This window comes from Nocardia sp. NPDC004860, from assembly GCF_040609015.1.
Classification (GTDB): domain Bacteria; phylum Actinomycetota; class Actinomycetes; order Mycobacteriales; family Mycobacteriaceae; genus Nocardia.
Window position 1 is genome coordinate 51285 of sequence record NZ_JBEXJI010000026.1, and the last position, 14785, is coordinate 66069.

Consider the following 14785-nt stretch of genomic DNA (forward strand, 5'->3'; position numbering starts at 1 on the left):
GAAAGCCTCACAGTCTTCGGGTCGAAGTCGGTTCGAATTCAGGTGGCTGCCGGTTGGACTCGGCCGAGCCGAAGTCGGGCAGCGGGGCGCCGCGTAAGGCCGCGGCAATGTTGTCGGGCCATGGCATCGAGCCCCGGTCGGCGTTGGGCACATGGGCGGCTGTCAGGACGCCGCGGGCCGCGATCGTCGACGGTTCGGGCAGTGACGGCTGGGTCACCGCGGGGATCCTGGTGATGATGAAGTCGTACCGGAGCGAGGATCGGCCCACATTGCCCACCGACAGGCTGATGGATGCGGTATCGCCGAACCAGAGGCGCTCCAGGTAGTCGACTTCGTATCGCACTCGTGGAATACGGCCGAACAACCAGCGCAGCCCGATGCGGTCGAGCAGTGCGGCTTCGGCCGCCTCCACCCAGCGCACGACCGTACTGTGGTGGTAGTGCCCGGCCGCATCGGTGTCCTGCCAGTCCACGACACGCTCGATCACGATGTCGGTCATCGCGTCCCCCAGTTCTCGCGTACCTTGAACCGCTGTAGCTTGCCGCTGGGATTGCGGGGCAGACTGTCGACGAATTCGATACTGCGCGGGTACTTGTACGGTGCCGCAGTGCTTTTGGCGAAGTCCTGGAGCTCCCGGGCCTTCGCCGCGTCGCCCGCGACGCCCGGCCGGAGCACCACCGCCGCGTGTACGATCATGCCGCGGTCCTCATCGGGAACACCGATCACAGCACTCTCGACCACATCCGGGTGCTGGTCGAGGACTGCCTCGACCTCCGGTGCACCGATGTTGTACCCGGCCGAGACGATCATGTCGTCGCTGCGGGCGTGGTACCAGAAGTAGCCGTCGGCGTCGCGAGTGTAGGTGTCGCCGGTCATATTCCAGCCATTGCGCACATACTGACGCTGACGGGAATCGGCCAGATACCGACACCCGGTTGGTCCCTGTACCGCCAGCCGGCCGGGAGTGCCATCCGGCACCGGATTGCCATCGTCGTCCTGGATCTCGGCGCGAAATCCGGGCACGACCCTACCGGTGGAGCCGGCGCGGATGTCGTCGTCAGCCGCCGAGATGAAGACATGGAGCAGCTCGGTGCCGCCGAGACCATTGATGATCTGCAGCCCGGTCCGTTCGTGAAACCGGTCGAAAACGGCTTCGGGCAGATGTTCACCGGCCGAAACGCACCGGCGCAGGGATTTCAGGCGCTCCGGATCGTCGCGCTTGATCAAAGACTTGTAGGCGGTCGGCGCAGTGAAAAGCACTGTCACCGAGAACTTCTCGATCGCGGCGACGAGCGCATCCGGATCGGGCCTCTCCAGCAGCACGACCGACGCTCCGACAGATAGCGGGAACGTCACCAGCCCACCGAGGCCGAACGTGAATGCCAAGGGCGGTGTCCCGATGAAGACATCAGCGCCGTGCGGTCGCAGCACATGTGCGGAGAAGGTGTCCGCAATGGCCAGCACGTCGCGGTGGAAGTGCATGGCGACCTTCGGCATTCCGGTCGTACCCGAGGTCGGCGCGAGCAGCACCACGTCGTCGGCACCGGTCCGCACATCGGTGTAGGCGACCGGTTTCGCTGCCGCCCTGCGGATCAGGTCATCGTCGCCCGGCCCGCCGACCGAGGCGATAGGCAAGGCCGTGTCGGCCGCGGACAGTTCGTCGAGGAGCCGGTGATCACAGAGAGCCAGCGCCGGGCGGGTCAGCTCGATCAGTTTGGTCAGCTCGGGAGCACGCAGCAGGGGCATGGTGGTCACCACCACCCCACCCGCCTTGACGACACCGAACCAGCAGGCAACCAGCCACGGGGTATTGGGGGCGCGCAACAGCACACGGTTCCCGGGAACCAGGCCGTAGTCGTCGGTCAGCACATGCGCAATCTGGTTCGCACGATCGAGAAGATCGCCGTAGGTCCACGTTTCGGACTCGGTGTGCAGGCAGGGCCTGGCCCGGCCATGGACCGCTACCGTCGCATCGAGCAAGGCGCTCGCGCAGTTGAGTCGATCGGGGTAGTTCAACCCTGCCAGGTCGAAGACCAGATCGGGCCAGTCGGCTTCGGGCGGGAGATTGTCCCGGCAGAAGGTGTCTTTGTGGGCGGAGGGTGTGAGCATCATGCCCGGCCCTTTCGAACTGGTGAGGCCACTACAATCTCATTGCTTCCGGTTGACCGCCGTCGATGTCGCGCCATGTTCCGAGGCCGCACCGAGCCGGCGACATCAGGCCGGTTCGGAGCCCAGCGCGGCTACGGCCTGAATCTCCACGACCGCTTCGGGTTGCCAGAGCGCGGTGACACCGATTCCGGCCATCGCCGGGTACGCCTCGCCGACCAACTCGCGCCAGAGCCGGCCGATTTCCTTGGCGTTGGCCTGATAGCCGGGAATGTCCAGCAGATAGATGGTCACCGACAGGAGATTCTGGGGCTTTCCGCCCGCAGCCTCGAGCGCCGCGATCACATTGGCCAGCGCCTGCCGGAACTGGGCGACGATCCCGCCGTCGACGATCGTCCCCTCGGGTGTCAAGGCGGTCTGGCCCGCCAGGTGAACGATGTCGCGAAACCGCGTGGCGTGGGCGAACCCGGAGGGTTTCGCCAGCTCGGGCGGATTGATGTGGTCGACGAGCATGATCGCCTCTTTCTCACGGAGACCCACCGGGCGGCGAGTTGATTCGAAGTGGGGGTGGCCGGAACCACGATATGGTGTTAGCTTGATTGTCGTCAATAGAACGCTATATACGAGCCGGCGCTCCTAGCGTTCGAAGCCGCCGTGGGCAACCCGGCCGAATTCCTGGAGTCTCCAGCGATGCGTTTGCGAACAGTTCTCCGCGACGACCACGGCAGTCGCGCCGAAGTCCGCGCCGACGGACAGTGGTACGCGACGACGGCCGCCGACGTCGGCGCACTGCTCTCGGACCAGAACTGGCGCTCGGTCCGACCGCTGCCCGGCGCGCAGCCGCCACCCGGGCGGGCGGCGCCGGTCGTGACAGCGCCGACCAAGATCGTGTGCTGCGGACACAATTACCGCGCCCACATCGCCGAGATGGGTCGATCCGCGCCCGAATTCCCTACCCTCTTCGCGAAATTCGCCGACACCCTCACCGCCTGGGACGCCGACATCGCCCTGCCCGGCCCGGCCGAGGCGGTGCTGTTCGACTGGGAGGCCGAACTCGCGATCGTCGTGGGCGCCACCCTGCGCCGCGCAGATCGCGACACCGCGCGGGCAGCCATAGCCGGATACACCGTCGCGAACGACTTCTCGGTGCGCGACTGGCAGCGGCGGACTTCGCAGTGGTTGCAAGGCAAGGCATTCGACGCCACCACTCCACTGGGTCCCGATCTGGTGACGCCCGACGAGGCCGACCCCACCGATGGCCTCCGCATCGTCTGCCGAGTCAACGGCACCGAGGAGCAGACCGGCACAACCGACGACCTTGTCTTCGACCCGGCGACCCTGCTGTCGTACATCTCCGCGTTCACCGTGCTGCGTCCCGGTGACGTCGTATTGACGGGGACCCCGGGGGGTGTCGGCATCGCGGCGGACCCGCCGCGCTACCTGCGCGCCGGCGACGTCGTCGAGACCGAAATCGAGGGCATCGGCCTGCTACGCAATCGAATCACCCTGTCCCCCAAGGATATCGAGCCCGCCCAGCGGGACGGAAAGGAATCATGATGACCAGCGACTCCACCATCCAGGTCGCTCCGATTGTCACTAGAGCCGGCGCGGAGTACACCGAGACGGCACAGTCCGGTGGCGCGGTGCGCGTCTCGGGCGTGAGCCCGCAGCACACCCCGGCGACCAAGATCTGGTACGGCAAGGTGACCAACGAACCCGGCTACCGATCCTTGCCCCATCACCACGGCGAAGCCGAGACCGGCGGCTATGTCCTCACCGGGAAGGCACGCATCTACTACGGGGAGAACTATCAGGAGTACGTCGACATGAGCGAAGGCGATTTCGTCTTCGTGCCACCGTTCATGCCGCACGTCGAGGTGAACATGAGCACCACCGAGAAGCTGGTCTGGCTGACCTGCCGCACTCCGGACAATATCGTTGTCAACCTGCCCGATGTCGACGATTCCGTCCTGGTCGGATACCGGCGGGCGTGAGATTCGAGCTCGGGTCGCACCATCGGCCCGGGCCATCGGACCGCACGATCCGGACAGATGCCGCGCGCAGCGTATAGCCGAGCACGTGCCGCAACCCTACCGTGCGTCCTATGACCGACATCACAACCGAAGCCGACGCGATCATCGTCGGCTCAGGGGTCAACGGCCTGGTGGCCGCGGCCGAGTTGGCACTGGCCGGCTGGTCGGTGCAGTTGCTGGAGCGTAATGCGGAGATCGGCGGATTCATCGCCACCGAGGAACGCACTCTTCCCGGCTACCGGCACGACACCTATTCGTCCTGGCATCCGTTGTTCGTCTCCGGCGCCGCCTATGCGAGCCTCGGACCCCACCTGCACGAACACGGACTCGAATTCCGCAACACCGAAGAATGGGTGACCGCCAGCGTTGCCGATGACGGCCGCGTCACCATCGCACACCGCGATCCGGAACGCACCGTCATGGAGTTCGCCGACCCCGCAGACCGAACCGCATATCTCGCGATGCTGGCCCGGCTTGCCGCGAATGCGGCACCGATCGGCGGACTGATGAATGCCGAACTGCGCTCGCCGTCCACGCTCCGACCGCTGGCCGGTCTGATCCGCGGTGGGCGACGCGGCACTGAAGACTGGCTGCGGATGGCGCTCAGCAGCGGTCGCGGATTCGCGCGCCGCGAGTTTCGCGGCCACGAGGTCGATCACCTCTATGCCCCGTGGCTACTGCACGCCGGTCTCTCTCCGGACCATGCTTCGGGCGGACTGATGATGGCATTGCTCGCGGCCACCCTGCACGGGGCCGGACTGCCGGTGGTTGCCGGCGGATCCGGCGGGCTGCTGACGGCGTTCGAGTCGCTGCTGCATTCCCTCGGCGTAGAGGTGCGAACGTCCACCTCGGTGGAGCGGATCCTAGTGGACCACGGCCGAGCAATCGGGGTCGTCGCCAATGGCCACGCCACATACGCCCGCCGCGCGGTGCTCGCTTCGGTGACGCCAACCGCCTTGTACGACAAGCTGTTACCACCTGACGCGGTGTCATCCACCATCCGCTCCGAGGCTGCGACCTTCCGCTACGGCCGCGCGGAAATGCAAGTCCATGTCGCCTTGTCGGCGCCGCTGGACTGGACCGACACCCGATTGCGGAACATTCCGTTGATTCACATCTCCGATGGATCCGACAGCACCGGAATCGCCTGCGCCGAGGCCGAAGCCGGGCTGCTCCCCCGCCGACCGACCGTCGTCGTCGGCCAGCAGTACCTGCTCGACCCCAGCAGGGTGCCGGACGGTGCGGCCGCACTCTGGCTGCAACTGCAGGAAGTCCCATTCGCACCGGTAGGCGATGCGGCCGGAGCGCTGGACACAACTCATGGCTGGACTCCGGCGCTGGCACGGAGTTTCGCCGATCGGGTCTTGGCGCGAATCGCCACCCACGCCCCCGACTTTCCCCGGAAACTGCTCGCGGTCGACGTCATCACCCCGGCCGATTTGGCCGCACACAATCCGAATGCCGTCACGGGCGATCCCTACGGGGGTTCGTGCGAATTGGACCAAAGCTACCTGTGGCGCCCCCTGCCCTCCGCCGGACGGCACGAGACACCCGTGTCCGGATTGTGGCAGATCGGCGCATCCACGCATCCCGGCCCCGGCTTGAGCGGCGGATCGGGACACCTCGTAGCGCGAACGCTCACACGAAATCGCAAGCTGCGCAGACTGTTCCGCACACGTTGAACAGCGCCCCGGTGGACTGCGCCGGCCGGACAGCCGCCGCGTGCAGCGGATAGCTCGGCCCGACCGGCCGCACCAGACTTCGAAACCAGTTACCTCACTACAGGAGCCACGATGTCTCTGCTCAACGCCGTCATCGAAGCGACCCGCTCCGGCGCTGTCGACATCATCGATCTCACTACTCCGTTGCAGGAGTCAACCCCGATCCTGCAGCTGCCGCCGCCGCTGGCCAACACCGTCCCGTTCCGGCTCGAGGAGATCAGCCGCTACGACGACCGCGGGCCCGCCTGGTACTGGAACAACATCCACACCGGCGAGCACACGGGCACCCACCTCGACGCACCGGTGCACTGGTTGAGCGGCCGTGACGGACACGATGTCTCACAAGCCCCGATGCGCACACTGTTCGCGCCCGTTGCCATGATCGACATGACCGCTGAGGTCGCGGCCGACCCGGAATTCCTGTTGGAAATCGATCACATCCGCCGCTGGGAGAAAGAGCACGGACCGCTCCCGGCGGGCGGCTGGCTACTCTATCGGACCGGATGGGAATCCCGAGGTGAGGATGCCGCCGCGTTCACCAATGACGGCCACACACCCGGCGTTTCCGCCGCCTGCGCCGCATGGCTGGCCGAAGAGTCTGCACTGACCGGACTCGGCGTGGAAACCGTCGGCACCGACGCCGGCGCGGCCGCCGGGTTCGAACCGCCCTTCCCGTGCCACAGCCAGCTACTGGGCGCCAACAAATGGGGCCTGACCAGTCTGCGCAACCTCGCCCGGTTGCCCGCCACCGGCGCCCTGCTGATCGTGTCCCCGCTGCCGATCGTCGGCGGGTCCGGCAGCCCGGCACGGGTGCTCGCACTCGTCGAGCGCGACGCCGGATAAGGGAGGAAAAACCATGGCGGAACGGTCTTTTACGAACGAGGTCGGCACACTGCGCCAAGGCTCCGGCACGACCCTGCACGTGGAGGGGATCCTGGCCGTCACGAAGGCGCTGCTGCAGTCCGGCGTCGCCTATGTCGGCGGCTACCAGGGCGCACCGATCTCCCATCTCATGGACGTGCTCGGCGATGCCAAGGACGTACTCGACGAGCTCGGCGTCTATTTCGAAAACAGCGCCTCGGAAGCTACCGCGGCGGCGATGCTGGCCGCATCGGTGCACTATCCGCTACGTGGCGCGGTGACATGGAAGTCAACCGTGGGCACCAACGTTGCTGCCGACGCCCTGGCGAATCTGGCCAGCGGCGGCGTCACCGGCGGAGCACTCATCATTCTGGGCGAGGACTACGGCGAGGGCTCCAGCATCATGCAGGAGCGTTCGCACGCCTTCGCGATGAAATCGCAGATGTGGCTGTTGGATCCGCGGCCGAACATCACCGCGATCGTGGACGCGGTCGAATCCGGCTTCGAATTGTCGGAGGCGAGCAACACCCCTGTGTTCTTGCTGCTGCGGCTGCGCTCCTGTCACCTGCACGGAGCGTTCCAGGCCGAAGACAACAAGCGGCCTCCGATGACGGTCACCGAAGCGACCCGGCGGCCCACTCGCGACGTGAGTCGAATCGTATTGCCGCCCGCCAGCTTTCAACATGAGAAGGAGAAGATCGAAAACCGGTGGCCTGCCGCGGTGAAACACATCCGCGACCACGGGCTCAATGAGGTGTTCGGCGATGACCTCGCCGACGTGGGAATCATCGTTCAAGGAGGGCTGTACAACACCCTCAATCGCTCGATGGAACTGCTCGGATGCTCGGATGCGTTCGGCAACACGCGGGTACCGCTGTACGTGATGAACGTCGCCTACCCGGTGATCGACGAAGAAGTCATCGAATTCTGCACCGGCAAGCGCTCGGTGCTACTGATCGAAGAAGGCCAGCCCGACTTCATCGAACAGAACATCAATGCCATCCTCCGCCGTGCCGGCATACCCACCGAACTGCACGGCAAGGACATGCTGACCATGGCGGGCGAATACACCTCGCTGGTCGTCACGCGTGGAGTGCACAGCTTTCTCAGCAGCTATCTGCCCGAGGTGATCACTGCCGAACCCGCGCTGCTGCGCTCGGCCGACGATCCGGCCAGCCCGTTCGCCGTCCGGGTCGAGCCGCACACTGTGCGGCCCCGACCGCCCGGGCTGTGCACCGGATGCCCGGAGCGACCCATCTTCAGCGGATTGAAACTCGCCGAACGCGAAACGGGCGAACATCACATCAGTGCCGACATCGGCTGTCACTTGTTCTCGATCAACGCGCCGTTCGATCTCGGGGCGACAACCATGGGCTATGGCCTCGGTTCGGCGGCTGCGGCGGCGCTGAACTCGAAGGGCTCCGACCGCCGAACCATCGCGATGATGGGCGACGGGGGCTTCTGGCACAACGGGCTGAGCAGCGGCGTCGGCAACGCGGTCTTCAACAAGAACGACCAGCTACTGGTAGTCGTCGACAACGATTACGCGGCCGCCACCGGAGGTCAGGACGTGCTCTCCTCGCACGCCGACCTGCCGACCCGTTCCACCAAACATCCCATCGAGCGGGCCGTCCGCGGCATCGGTGTCGAGTGGGCCAAGACAATAGACGACACCTACGACGTCACCACCGTGCGCGACACCTTCGTCGATGCGCTCACCACCGATGAGGCAGGGCCGAAAGTCCTTGTCATGCACAGCGAATGCCAGCTCAACCGGCAACGACGTGAGAAGCCGCAGCGGGCACAGGCATTGCAGGCCGGCGAACGGGTGGTCCGCGAACGTTTCGGCGTCGACCCCGAGACCTGCACCGGTGATCACGCCTGCATCCGGATCTCCGGCTGCCCGTCGCTGACCATCACCGACAACCCCGACCCCATGCGCACCGATCCGATCGCGACCGTGCTCGACAGCTGCGTCGGATGCGGAGTGTGCGGCGCCAACGCGCATGCGGCCGTGTTGTGTCCGTCCTTCTACCGAACCGACGTTGTCTACAACCCCACCCGGCGCGATCGCATGCTGGCCCGGCTGCGCACCTGGTGGATCACCATGCTCGCGCGCGGAATAGAGCGCCGCGCCGCCGGATTCGAGGTAACACCATGACAGGTTGGTACACCGGACAGCGCCCCATAACAATCGCGATCCTGGCCATGGGCGGCGAAGGCGGGGGCGTACTCTCCGACTGGATCGTGGAAGTCGCCGAGTCAGCTGACTACTTCGCCCAGACCACGTCTGTGCCCGGTGTCGCCCAGCGCACCGGATCCACCGTGTACTACGTCGAACTGTTCCCAACCTCCGGAACCGGCCACACCACCGGAACCGGACGCAGCGAACCTGTGCTGAGCGTGTTCCCCACCCCCGGTGAAGTGGACATCGTGATTGCCTCCGAGCTGATGGAAGCGGCCCGCGCCGTCCAACGTGGTTTCACGACACCGGATCGAACCACCCTGTTCACCTCCACACACCGGGTGTATTCGATCGACGAGAAGATGGCTCTCGGCGACGGTCGGGTCGACAGCGCGACGCTGCTGGACGCGGCCCGGCGCGGATCGAAGCGACTGATAGCGTCCGACTTCATGGCAGTAGCCGACCACCACCGCAGCGTCATCAGTGCGGCGCTGTTGGGCGCAGTGGCCGGATCCGGCGTATTACCGTTCACCCGAGAACAATTCGAAGAGCCGATTCGCGGCTTCGGCAAAGGGGTTGAACAGTCCCTGCGTGCGTTCGCCGACGGCTTCAGCGCTGCCGCCACCCCGACAGTCACCGAACCCCCGATCCCACCGCGAACTTCACAGCCAGTGGAATTGCCCCTTATCCCCCGGCCGCTCACCGCCGCCGAGCGGAAGACACGAGAAGATCAGCGCCGCAACGAAATAGCCGCGTCCGACCCGGGAGCTCTCGTCGGCCCCAAGCTGCGGAAGCTCGCGGAGACCGTCGGAGATCTCCCGCCTGCGGCGCGGTCCATGATCCTGCACGGCCTGGTCCGCACCGCGGTGTATCAGGGCACTTCGTACTCTCGGCTATATCTGAGTCGCGTAAGGGAATTCGCGGCAGTAGATCCAGATGCCGAGGGCAGCGCGCTGCTCACCACCGAAGCGGCCCGGCAGATCGCACTGTGGATGTGTTATCAGGACACCATTCAGGTTGCGCTGCAGAAAATCCGGCGACACCGCATGGATCGCATCCGCTCCGAGGCGCGTGCCGAACCGGACCAACTGATTCAGGTCCGCGAGTACCTCCACCCACAGATCGACGAGATCACCGACACCATGCCGGCTCGAGTCGGCTCGATTCTGCGCCGCTCCAGCACATTCCAACGGCTGGTTCGAAAAGTGACCCGCCGAGGCATGACCGTCAACACCAGCTCGATCACCGGCTACACCGCCCTGTCGATAACGGCCCGGCTTCGCCCTGTGCGCCCTCGATCGTTGCGCTATCAGCGCGAACAGCAAGCCATCAACGAATGGCTGAAGGCAGCATCAACCGCTGCCCTACTCGATGCCGACCTCGCTCGCGAGATCCTCGAATGCCAATGTGTGCTCAAGGGCTACGGCGCCACCTTCGAACACGGCGCCGACAGTTTCGGACAACTCATGCACGCTGCCCACAAACTGATCGGGCACCCTGATGCAGCCGAACGACTCTCGAAGCTTCGGGCGGCCGCGCTCGCCGATGACACCCATACAGCTCTGACCATCGAGCTTGCTGCGGCGATGCCCAGCTGACAATCCTCTGAAGGCAACGCGTCGGGCATCTGCGCACGACCGGCGCGTGCCTGGGTCATCGTAATCATGGGCTCGGCATCGCGTGTCGACGAGTTCCGCGGCCCCGGCAATCTGGCGGCCGACCCGGCAGATCGCCGCAATCGATTGCGTCATCGTGTCCTGAGTGGCGACCGCTTCGAGTACTACCGAATCCAACGCGCCGCAGCGCCGCGCTCCGTGCGTGACGACCAGATGTGTCTCCACCATCGCGGATTCGGCGAGCGCGCGCAGCAGGGCGATACCGGGTGGCGGTGCGCTCCAACCGGATCCGCCGACGACAATGCGGGGCTTGTGGGGGGTGAAGACCACGTTCTTTCGGCCGCGGTGGTGATAGGTGAACAGCGAGGCTACGTCCGCCACCTGGCCACGACGGCGTCCATGTCGCCGTCGCCTGGCACGGGGATATGGCGCGCACCGGGAAACCGGTGTGCGGGTTCGGTATACGCGCGTTGTTGTACCAGACGAGCGATATTGGCCCGGTAGATGTCGTCGACCGCGGCGTTCCGCCCGGGCTCACGGTCGAGCCAGAGATTGGCCGGATGGATCGGCCGGTCGTACATGCGCTGGAACAACTCAGTGCGAATGTCCTTGAGCCAGTTGGAGTTCAGATTCATCATCCGATACTGGCGGAGCGCTTCGACATCCACCGGCGCGGCAATGATCGCGTTGGCGCCCGACGACACCCGCCCGATCACCTGACCGTGATAGTCGACGATGTGCCCATTGCCGCCGGCGATGTCGACGGGATGCTCGGCGGCGGGGCTCGAGTAGACCGGCCCGGTATTCGGGCACACCATGTACACCCCGTTGAAGTGCGCGTGCGCCCGATTCTGCAGCAGCCAGGTGCCTCCAGCGTCCGGACCGGCCGCGGTCATCGGCACGGCTTCGCTGGGTCGGTACACCACCTCCGCGCCGTTGAACGCCAGGGCCCGAACGGCTTCCGGGTACTCGCCGTCGCTGCAGCACAGGGTGCCGATATTGCCGATGTCCGGGGTCCGCAGCACCGGATAGAAGGCGTCGATGCCGTCGCCGAACAGCTCGACCCACCGATCGTAGACATCGTGCGGGGTGCACGAATGCTCCCGGCACCACACGTGATTCTTGGCGGCCCGATGGACGATCTCACCCTGCGGCGAGATCACCACCATGACATTGAAGTACCGGTCCGCGATGACCTCGGGCCAGCGGGCCTTGCACTGGACGATGAGGTAGGTCTCGTACAGCCGGGCCAACGCAGCGAGACGATCGGTCTCCGGGCCGGGTATATCGATGAAAAGCTCTCTGGCGCATCGGCTGTGCGGCAGATCGAAGATCTCGTCGGTGAAGCCGGTGAGAGCCCCTTCGGCCAGAGCGACGAGTTTCACCGGCAGGTTGATGCCGACGACCGACACCGCCGCATGAATGGTCTCCTCGATCGTGTCGAGGTTGCGCGCGATGTGGTCGCGCGCCCCGATGCCGTGAACGATGGTCGACAACCCGACCGCCAGATACGGTGCGACCGGTGCTGCCCCGGCGGCTCGACCGGTCATTCCGTGCCACTCCATTCGATAGCGGCGACCGCTTCCGGCATGTCCGGCGCGAGCGTTCGCACCCGCCCGCCGGTGATGATCGTGTTGGTCATCGGTGTCCTCCACTGCCGACCGTTGTGTCCTGTTCGCACAGCGTATCTCATGTTTTCTCCAAATGGAGAAGTTTTAGTTTCTGGACACAGGCACGATGAGCTCTATGACGACACCCTCGGCATCGGTGACGGGGGCGGCGGGCCAGCGGTAACAAACGGGGCCAACGTCTTGTTCGACACCCACCGCGACGACCTGGAATTCGGCTGCCCCGCGGCCGTGGCGCGCGGAGCCGGGCCGGTGATGACTTCTTTGAATTGGAAACAGTCCGCTGGTCGCACCCGCCACCCGGTGCGGGAGCGCGCCGCTACCCCGGACAGCCGCCGGGTGATCTCGGTGAGCTCAGACTCATTGCGCACCTGGGACACTCACACCCAGCAACCGATCTCCGCGGCAGTCAGTCCGGACGGACACTACATCGTCACAGGCGGAGCAACCGGCCTGTTGCGGCGAGACGCCGACACCGGCAAGCCGATAGGCGAGCTGATAAAGGTTCCCGAGATCGGCTCCCACCAAGTGACCTTCACGCGCGACAGCCGCTACATCATCTCGAGCAGTTATCAGACGATCCGGCTCTGGGACACCGAGTCCGGCCAAGCAGTCGGCGGATCGCTTCACGGCCCGCTGCTCCAGATCTACTCGGTCGAAGTCAGCCCCGACAATCGTGCGATCATCACCGACGGAATCGACGGCTACTGGCTCTGGCCGGCCCATCGACCTGGCCCGACGAACTGTGCGCCAAACTCTCCACGAACATGAGCCACCGGGATTGGAACCGGTGGGTATCCCCGGACATCGACTACATCACGCTCTGCCCGGCCCTCCCCGTCCCAACCGACCAAGTGCCGACGCCGTCGATGAGCGCGGCTGAACGAATTCCAGGCCGCTCCTCAAAGCTCTTGCGCTGCTTCACCATTACCCACGCGCGGTAGCTATGACGCGACCGGGTGAGCCGGCGCTTACTCCACCACACACCCCGCGGCTTGTGGGGTGCCTGCGAAGCGGTCGGCGAGGAAGTTCATGCCGCCGAGCGCTTCGCCCGCGGCGGCTCCGATGTGCGTCGGGAACAGCGAGTGGATCGCGGTGAGGGTGGCGCCCAGAGCGCAGTACGTATCGACGAGGGCGGTGTAGCCGGCAACGGGGATCTTCTCGTCGGCGACGCTGTGGTACAGGTACAGCGGGGTGTCGGGGGCGGTGCGGCCGAGCTCATTGGGCAGGGCGGCATTGCGGAAAGCGGGCTGCGCCAACAGGTTCGGGACTGTGGCGAAATCGTCGACGTGGACATCGGAGTATTCCTGGGACAGATCCGCACCACAGCCGGAGGTGCCCGCGGCAAGCAGCGCGCGGCGGCCCCGGTCGTTCAACAAGTCGGCCAATCGGGAGGCAGGTTCATTGCGGGCCAGCCCGAGCAGGATCAGTATCGCCCCGGCGGCGCTGTCGGCGCGTTGTGCGACGGCCGGGAGATCGGTGGGGATTCCGCCGGCGCTGGTGCCGACCAATTGCACGTCTGGTGCGTATTCCCGGCGCAACTGTGTGGCCCACAGGGTGGCGAAGGCTCCGGCCGAGTATCCCCAGGCGCCGACCGGGCTCGAGGCATCGATGCCGGCCGGCGAGAACGACCGCGCGGCCCGGATTCCGTCCAGAACTCCACGCCCGGATGTCACGCCGTCGAAGAGCCGGGACTGCGGCCCTTCGTAGTCGCTGGCCACGACGGCCCATCCCCGCAGCAGTGCATCCGCGATGAACGGCGCATCCTGCATGGCGCTCGCCATGTCGTTGTCGCTCCCGCCGCGCAGCGTGACCGACGGCGCGCACCGGGTGTCGAGACTGTTCTCGGGTACCTGGTACGACAACACCGGCCGCGGCCCGTTCCAGGGCACCGATGGCACCAGCACCGTGGTCACGTTCAGCTGCGGATTCTCTTCGGAATCGGTTGTGCGATAACGCAATTGCCATGCCGCCACCGGCACCGGCAGACCGAGCAGTGAGATCGTCCGCGCTCCGAGTACCGCGCCGTTCGGATATGACGCGAGATCGGTGGGTGCGGCATAGAAGGGATCCTCACCCGGGGACAGTGAAGCGGCTCGCGCGGCCGGCATCGACAATGCTGCCGGCAGCACGATCATGGCGAGCGTGAGGGCCGCAACCCATCGCAGGCCGATCCGCCACCACCTCACTGTTTGCCCGGACGTTCCGCCAACCAGCGGGCCGGGCGTATCGGTTGCCGAATACGCTGTGCGGCAAGCCTTTTTCCGATATGTCGACAACATATGCTGGGATTCCATCACGCCTCCCGCGTCCAACCATCCGACGCGCAGGCACTCGGGGGCCCGCACAACCGTCGTACCAATTCGAGATCTAGGTCACGGTAACATAACAATCCCGCACCTGCAGCTGTGATTTTCCAGCCACGGTCGAGACCCGCCCAGCACGGCGGAGAAGCTCGCCGGACCGAGCGGATGCGAGCGTGGCTGCCCGGTCTCGACGCGGCGGGCTATTGCCCGGCATCCGCCGCTTTCGCGCCGGTCCGTGAGCCTTTCATGTCGAGCGCCCGGTAAAACCACATGTAGGAGGCGCAATCATGATGCGACCGGGCAAGCATGTGTGACATTCCTGAGAATCT

Annotated in this window: 12 protein-coding genes and 1 pseudogene; 7 read left to right on the forward strand and 6 right to left on the reverse strand. The window is 65.7% G+C overall.

The annotated features are described in order from the left end of the window. Positions 1-7: 7 nt before the first annotated feature. The 3 genes from ABZV44_RS34355 to ABZV44_RS34365 form a co-directional block, all read right to left on the reverse strand. Entirely contained in the window at positions 8-499 is a 492-nt protein-coding gene (locus ABZV44_RS34355; RefSeq protein ID WP_354845742.1) for a thioesterase family protein, read from the reverse strand. After that, positions 496-2112, reverse strand: coding sequence for an AMP-binding protein (locus tag ABZV44_RS34360; RefSeq protein WP_354845744.1), 1617 nt, complete (start codon positions 2110-2112; stop codon positions 496-498). Before ABZV44_RS34360 ends, ABZV44_RS34355 begins: the two co-directional genes overlap by 4 nt. A gap of 102 nt (positions 2113-2214) precedes the next feature. Then, a complete protein-coding gene (locus ABZV44_RS34365) occupies positions 2215-2619 on the reverse strand; it encodes a RidA family protein (protein WP_354845747.1) in 405 nt (134 codons plus the stop codon). A gap of 177 nt (positions 2620-2796) precedes the next feature. On the opposite strand from ABZV44_RS34365, the gene ABZV44_RS34370 reads away from it, so the two are divergent. The 6 genes from ABZV44_RS34370 to ABZV44_RS34395 all read left to right on the forward strand — a co-directional run bounded on the left by ABZV44_RS34370 (position 2797) and on the right by ABZV44_RS34395 (position 10504). Next, positions 2797-3663 (forward strand): fumarylacetoacetate hydrolase family protein, encoded by an 867-nt coding sequence (locus tag ABZV44_RS34370; protein WP_354845750.1) that lies wholly within the window; start codon positions 2797-2799, stop codon positions 3661-3663. Next, entirely contained in the window at positions 3663-4100 is a 438-nt protein-coding gene (locus ABZV44_RS34375) for a cupin domain-containing protein (RefSeq protein WP_354845753.1), read from the forward strand. The genes ABZV44_RS34370 and ABZV44_RS34375 overlap by 1 nt, the downstream gene beginning before the upstream one ends. A gap of 110 nt (positions 4101-4210) precedes the next feature. Further along, on the forward strand, positions 4211-5821 hold the full coding sequence (locus ABZV44_RS34380; RefSeq protein ID WP_354845755.1) for an NAD(P)/FAD-dependent oxidoreductase: 1611 nt from the start codon (positions 4211-4213) through the stop codon (positions 5819-5821). Positions 5822-5932: 111 nt separating this feature from the next. Next, positions 5933-6703, forward strand: coding sequence for a cyclase family protein (locus ABZV44_RS34385; protein ID WP_354845758.1), 771 nt, complete (start codon positions 5933-5935; stop codon positions 6701-6703). Positions 6704-6716: 13 nt separating this feature from the next. Then, positions 6717-8882 (forward strand): indolepyruvate ferredoxin oxidoreductase subunit alpha, encoded by a 2166-nt coding sequence (locus tag ABZV44_RS34390; RefSeq protein ID WP_354845760.1) that lies wholly within the window; start codon positions 6717-6719, stop codon positions 8880-8882. Next, positions 8879-10504: an indolepyruvate oxidoreductase subunit beta family protein gene (locus ABZV44_RS34395; RefSeq protein ID WP_354845763.1), complete on the forward strand. Its 1626-nt coding sequence runs from the start codon at positions 8879-8881 to the stop codon at positions 10502-10504. Before ABZV44_RS34390 ends, ABZV44_RS34395 begins: the two co-directional genes overlap by 4 nt. Positions 10505-10890: 386 nt before the next feature. Here the strand turns inward: ABZV44_RS34395 and ABZV44_RS34400 are convergent, their stop codons facing one another. After that, on the reverse strand, positions 10891-11103 hold the full coding sequence (locus ABZV44_RS34400; protein WP_354845929.1) for a hypothetical protein: 213 nt from the start codon (positions 11101-11103) through the stop codon (positions 10891-10893). A 69-nt stretch (positions 11104-11172) separates the two neighbouring features. Next, positions 11173-12087 (reverse strand): annotated as a pseudogene (locus ABZV44_RS34405) (nitrilase-related carbon-nitrogen hydrolase); the annotation flags it as partial. 126 nt (positions 12088-12213) lie between these two features. On the opposite strand from ABZV44_RS34405, the gene ABZV44_RS34410 reads away from it, so the two are divergent. Continuing rightward, a complete protein-coding gene (locus ABZV44_RS34410) occupies positions 12214-12921 on the forward strand; it encodes a hypothetical protein (protein WP_354845766.1) in 708 nt (235 codons plus the stop codon). Positions 12922-13121: 200 nt separating this feature from the next. On the opposite strand, the gene ABZV44_RS34415 is transcribed toward ABZV44_RS34410, so the two are convergent. Next, positions 13122-14339, reverse strand: a complete 1218-nt coding sequence (locus tag ABZV44_RS34415; protein ID WP_354845769.1) for a lipase family protein — start codon at positions 14337-14339, stop codon at positions 13122-13124. Between the last annotated feature and the right edge of the window lie 446 nt (positions 14340-14785).

Bases quoted from the DNA above. Each gene is read 5' to 3' on its own strand.
- ABZV44_RS34355 (WP_354845742.1), bottom strand. From the start codon at position 499: ATGACCGACATCGTGATCGAGCGTGTCGTGGACTGGCAGGACACCGAT.
- ABZV44_RS34360 (WP_354845744.1), bottom strand. From the start codon at position 2,112: ATGATGCTCACACCCTCCGCCCACAAAGACACCTTCTGCCGGGACAAT.
- ABZV44_RS34365 (WP_354845747.1), bottom strand. From the start codon at position 2,619: ATGCTCGTCGACCACATCAATCCGCCCGAGCTGGCGAAACCCTCCGGG.
- ABZV44_RS34370 (WP_354845750.1), top strand. From the start codon at position 2,797: ATGCGTTTGCGAACAGTTCTCCGCGACGACCACGGCAGTCGCGCCGAA.
- ABZV44_RS34375 (WP_354845753.1), top strand. From the start codon at position 3,663: ATGACCAGCGACTCCACCATCCAGGTCGCTCCGATTGTCACTAGAGCC.
- ABZV44_RS34380 (WP_354845755.1), top strand. From the start codon at position 4,211: ATGACCGACATCACAACCGAAGCCGACGCGATCATCGTCGGCTCAGGG.
- ABZV44_RS34385 (WP_354845758.1), top strand. From the start codon at position 5,933: ATGTCTCTGCTCAACGCCGTCATCGAAGCGACCCGCTCCGGCGCTGTC.
- ABZV44_RS34390 (WP_354845760.1), top strand. From the start codon at position 6,717: ATGGCGGAACGGTCTTTTACGAACGAGGTCGGCACACTGCGCCAAGGC.
- ABZV44_RS34395 (WP_354845763.1), top strand. From the start codon at position 8,879: ATGACAGGTTGGTACACCGGACAGCGCCCCATAACAATCGCGATCCTG.
- ABZV44_RS34400 (WP_354845929.1), bottom strand. From the start codon at position 11,103: ATGTACGACCGGCCGATCCATCCGGCCAATCTCTGGCTCGACCGTGAG.
- ABZV44_RS34410 (WP_354845766.1), top strand. From the start codon at position 12,214: ATGTTTTCTCCAAATGGAGAAGTTTTAGTTTCTGGACACAGGCACGAT.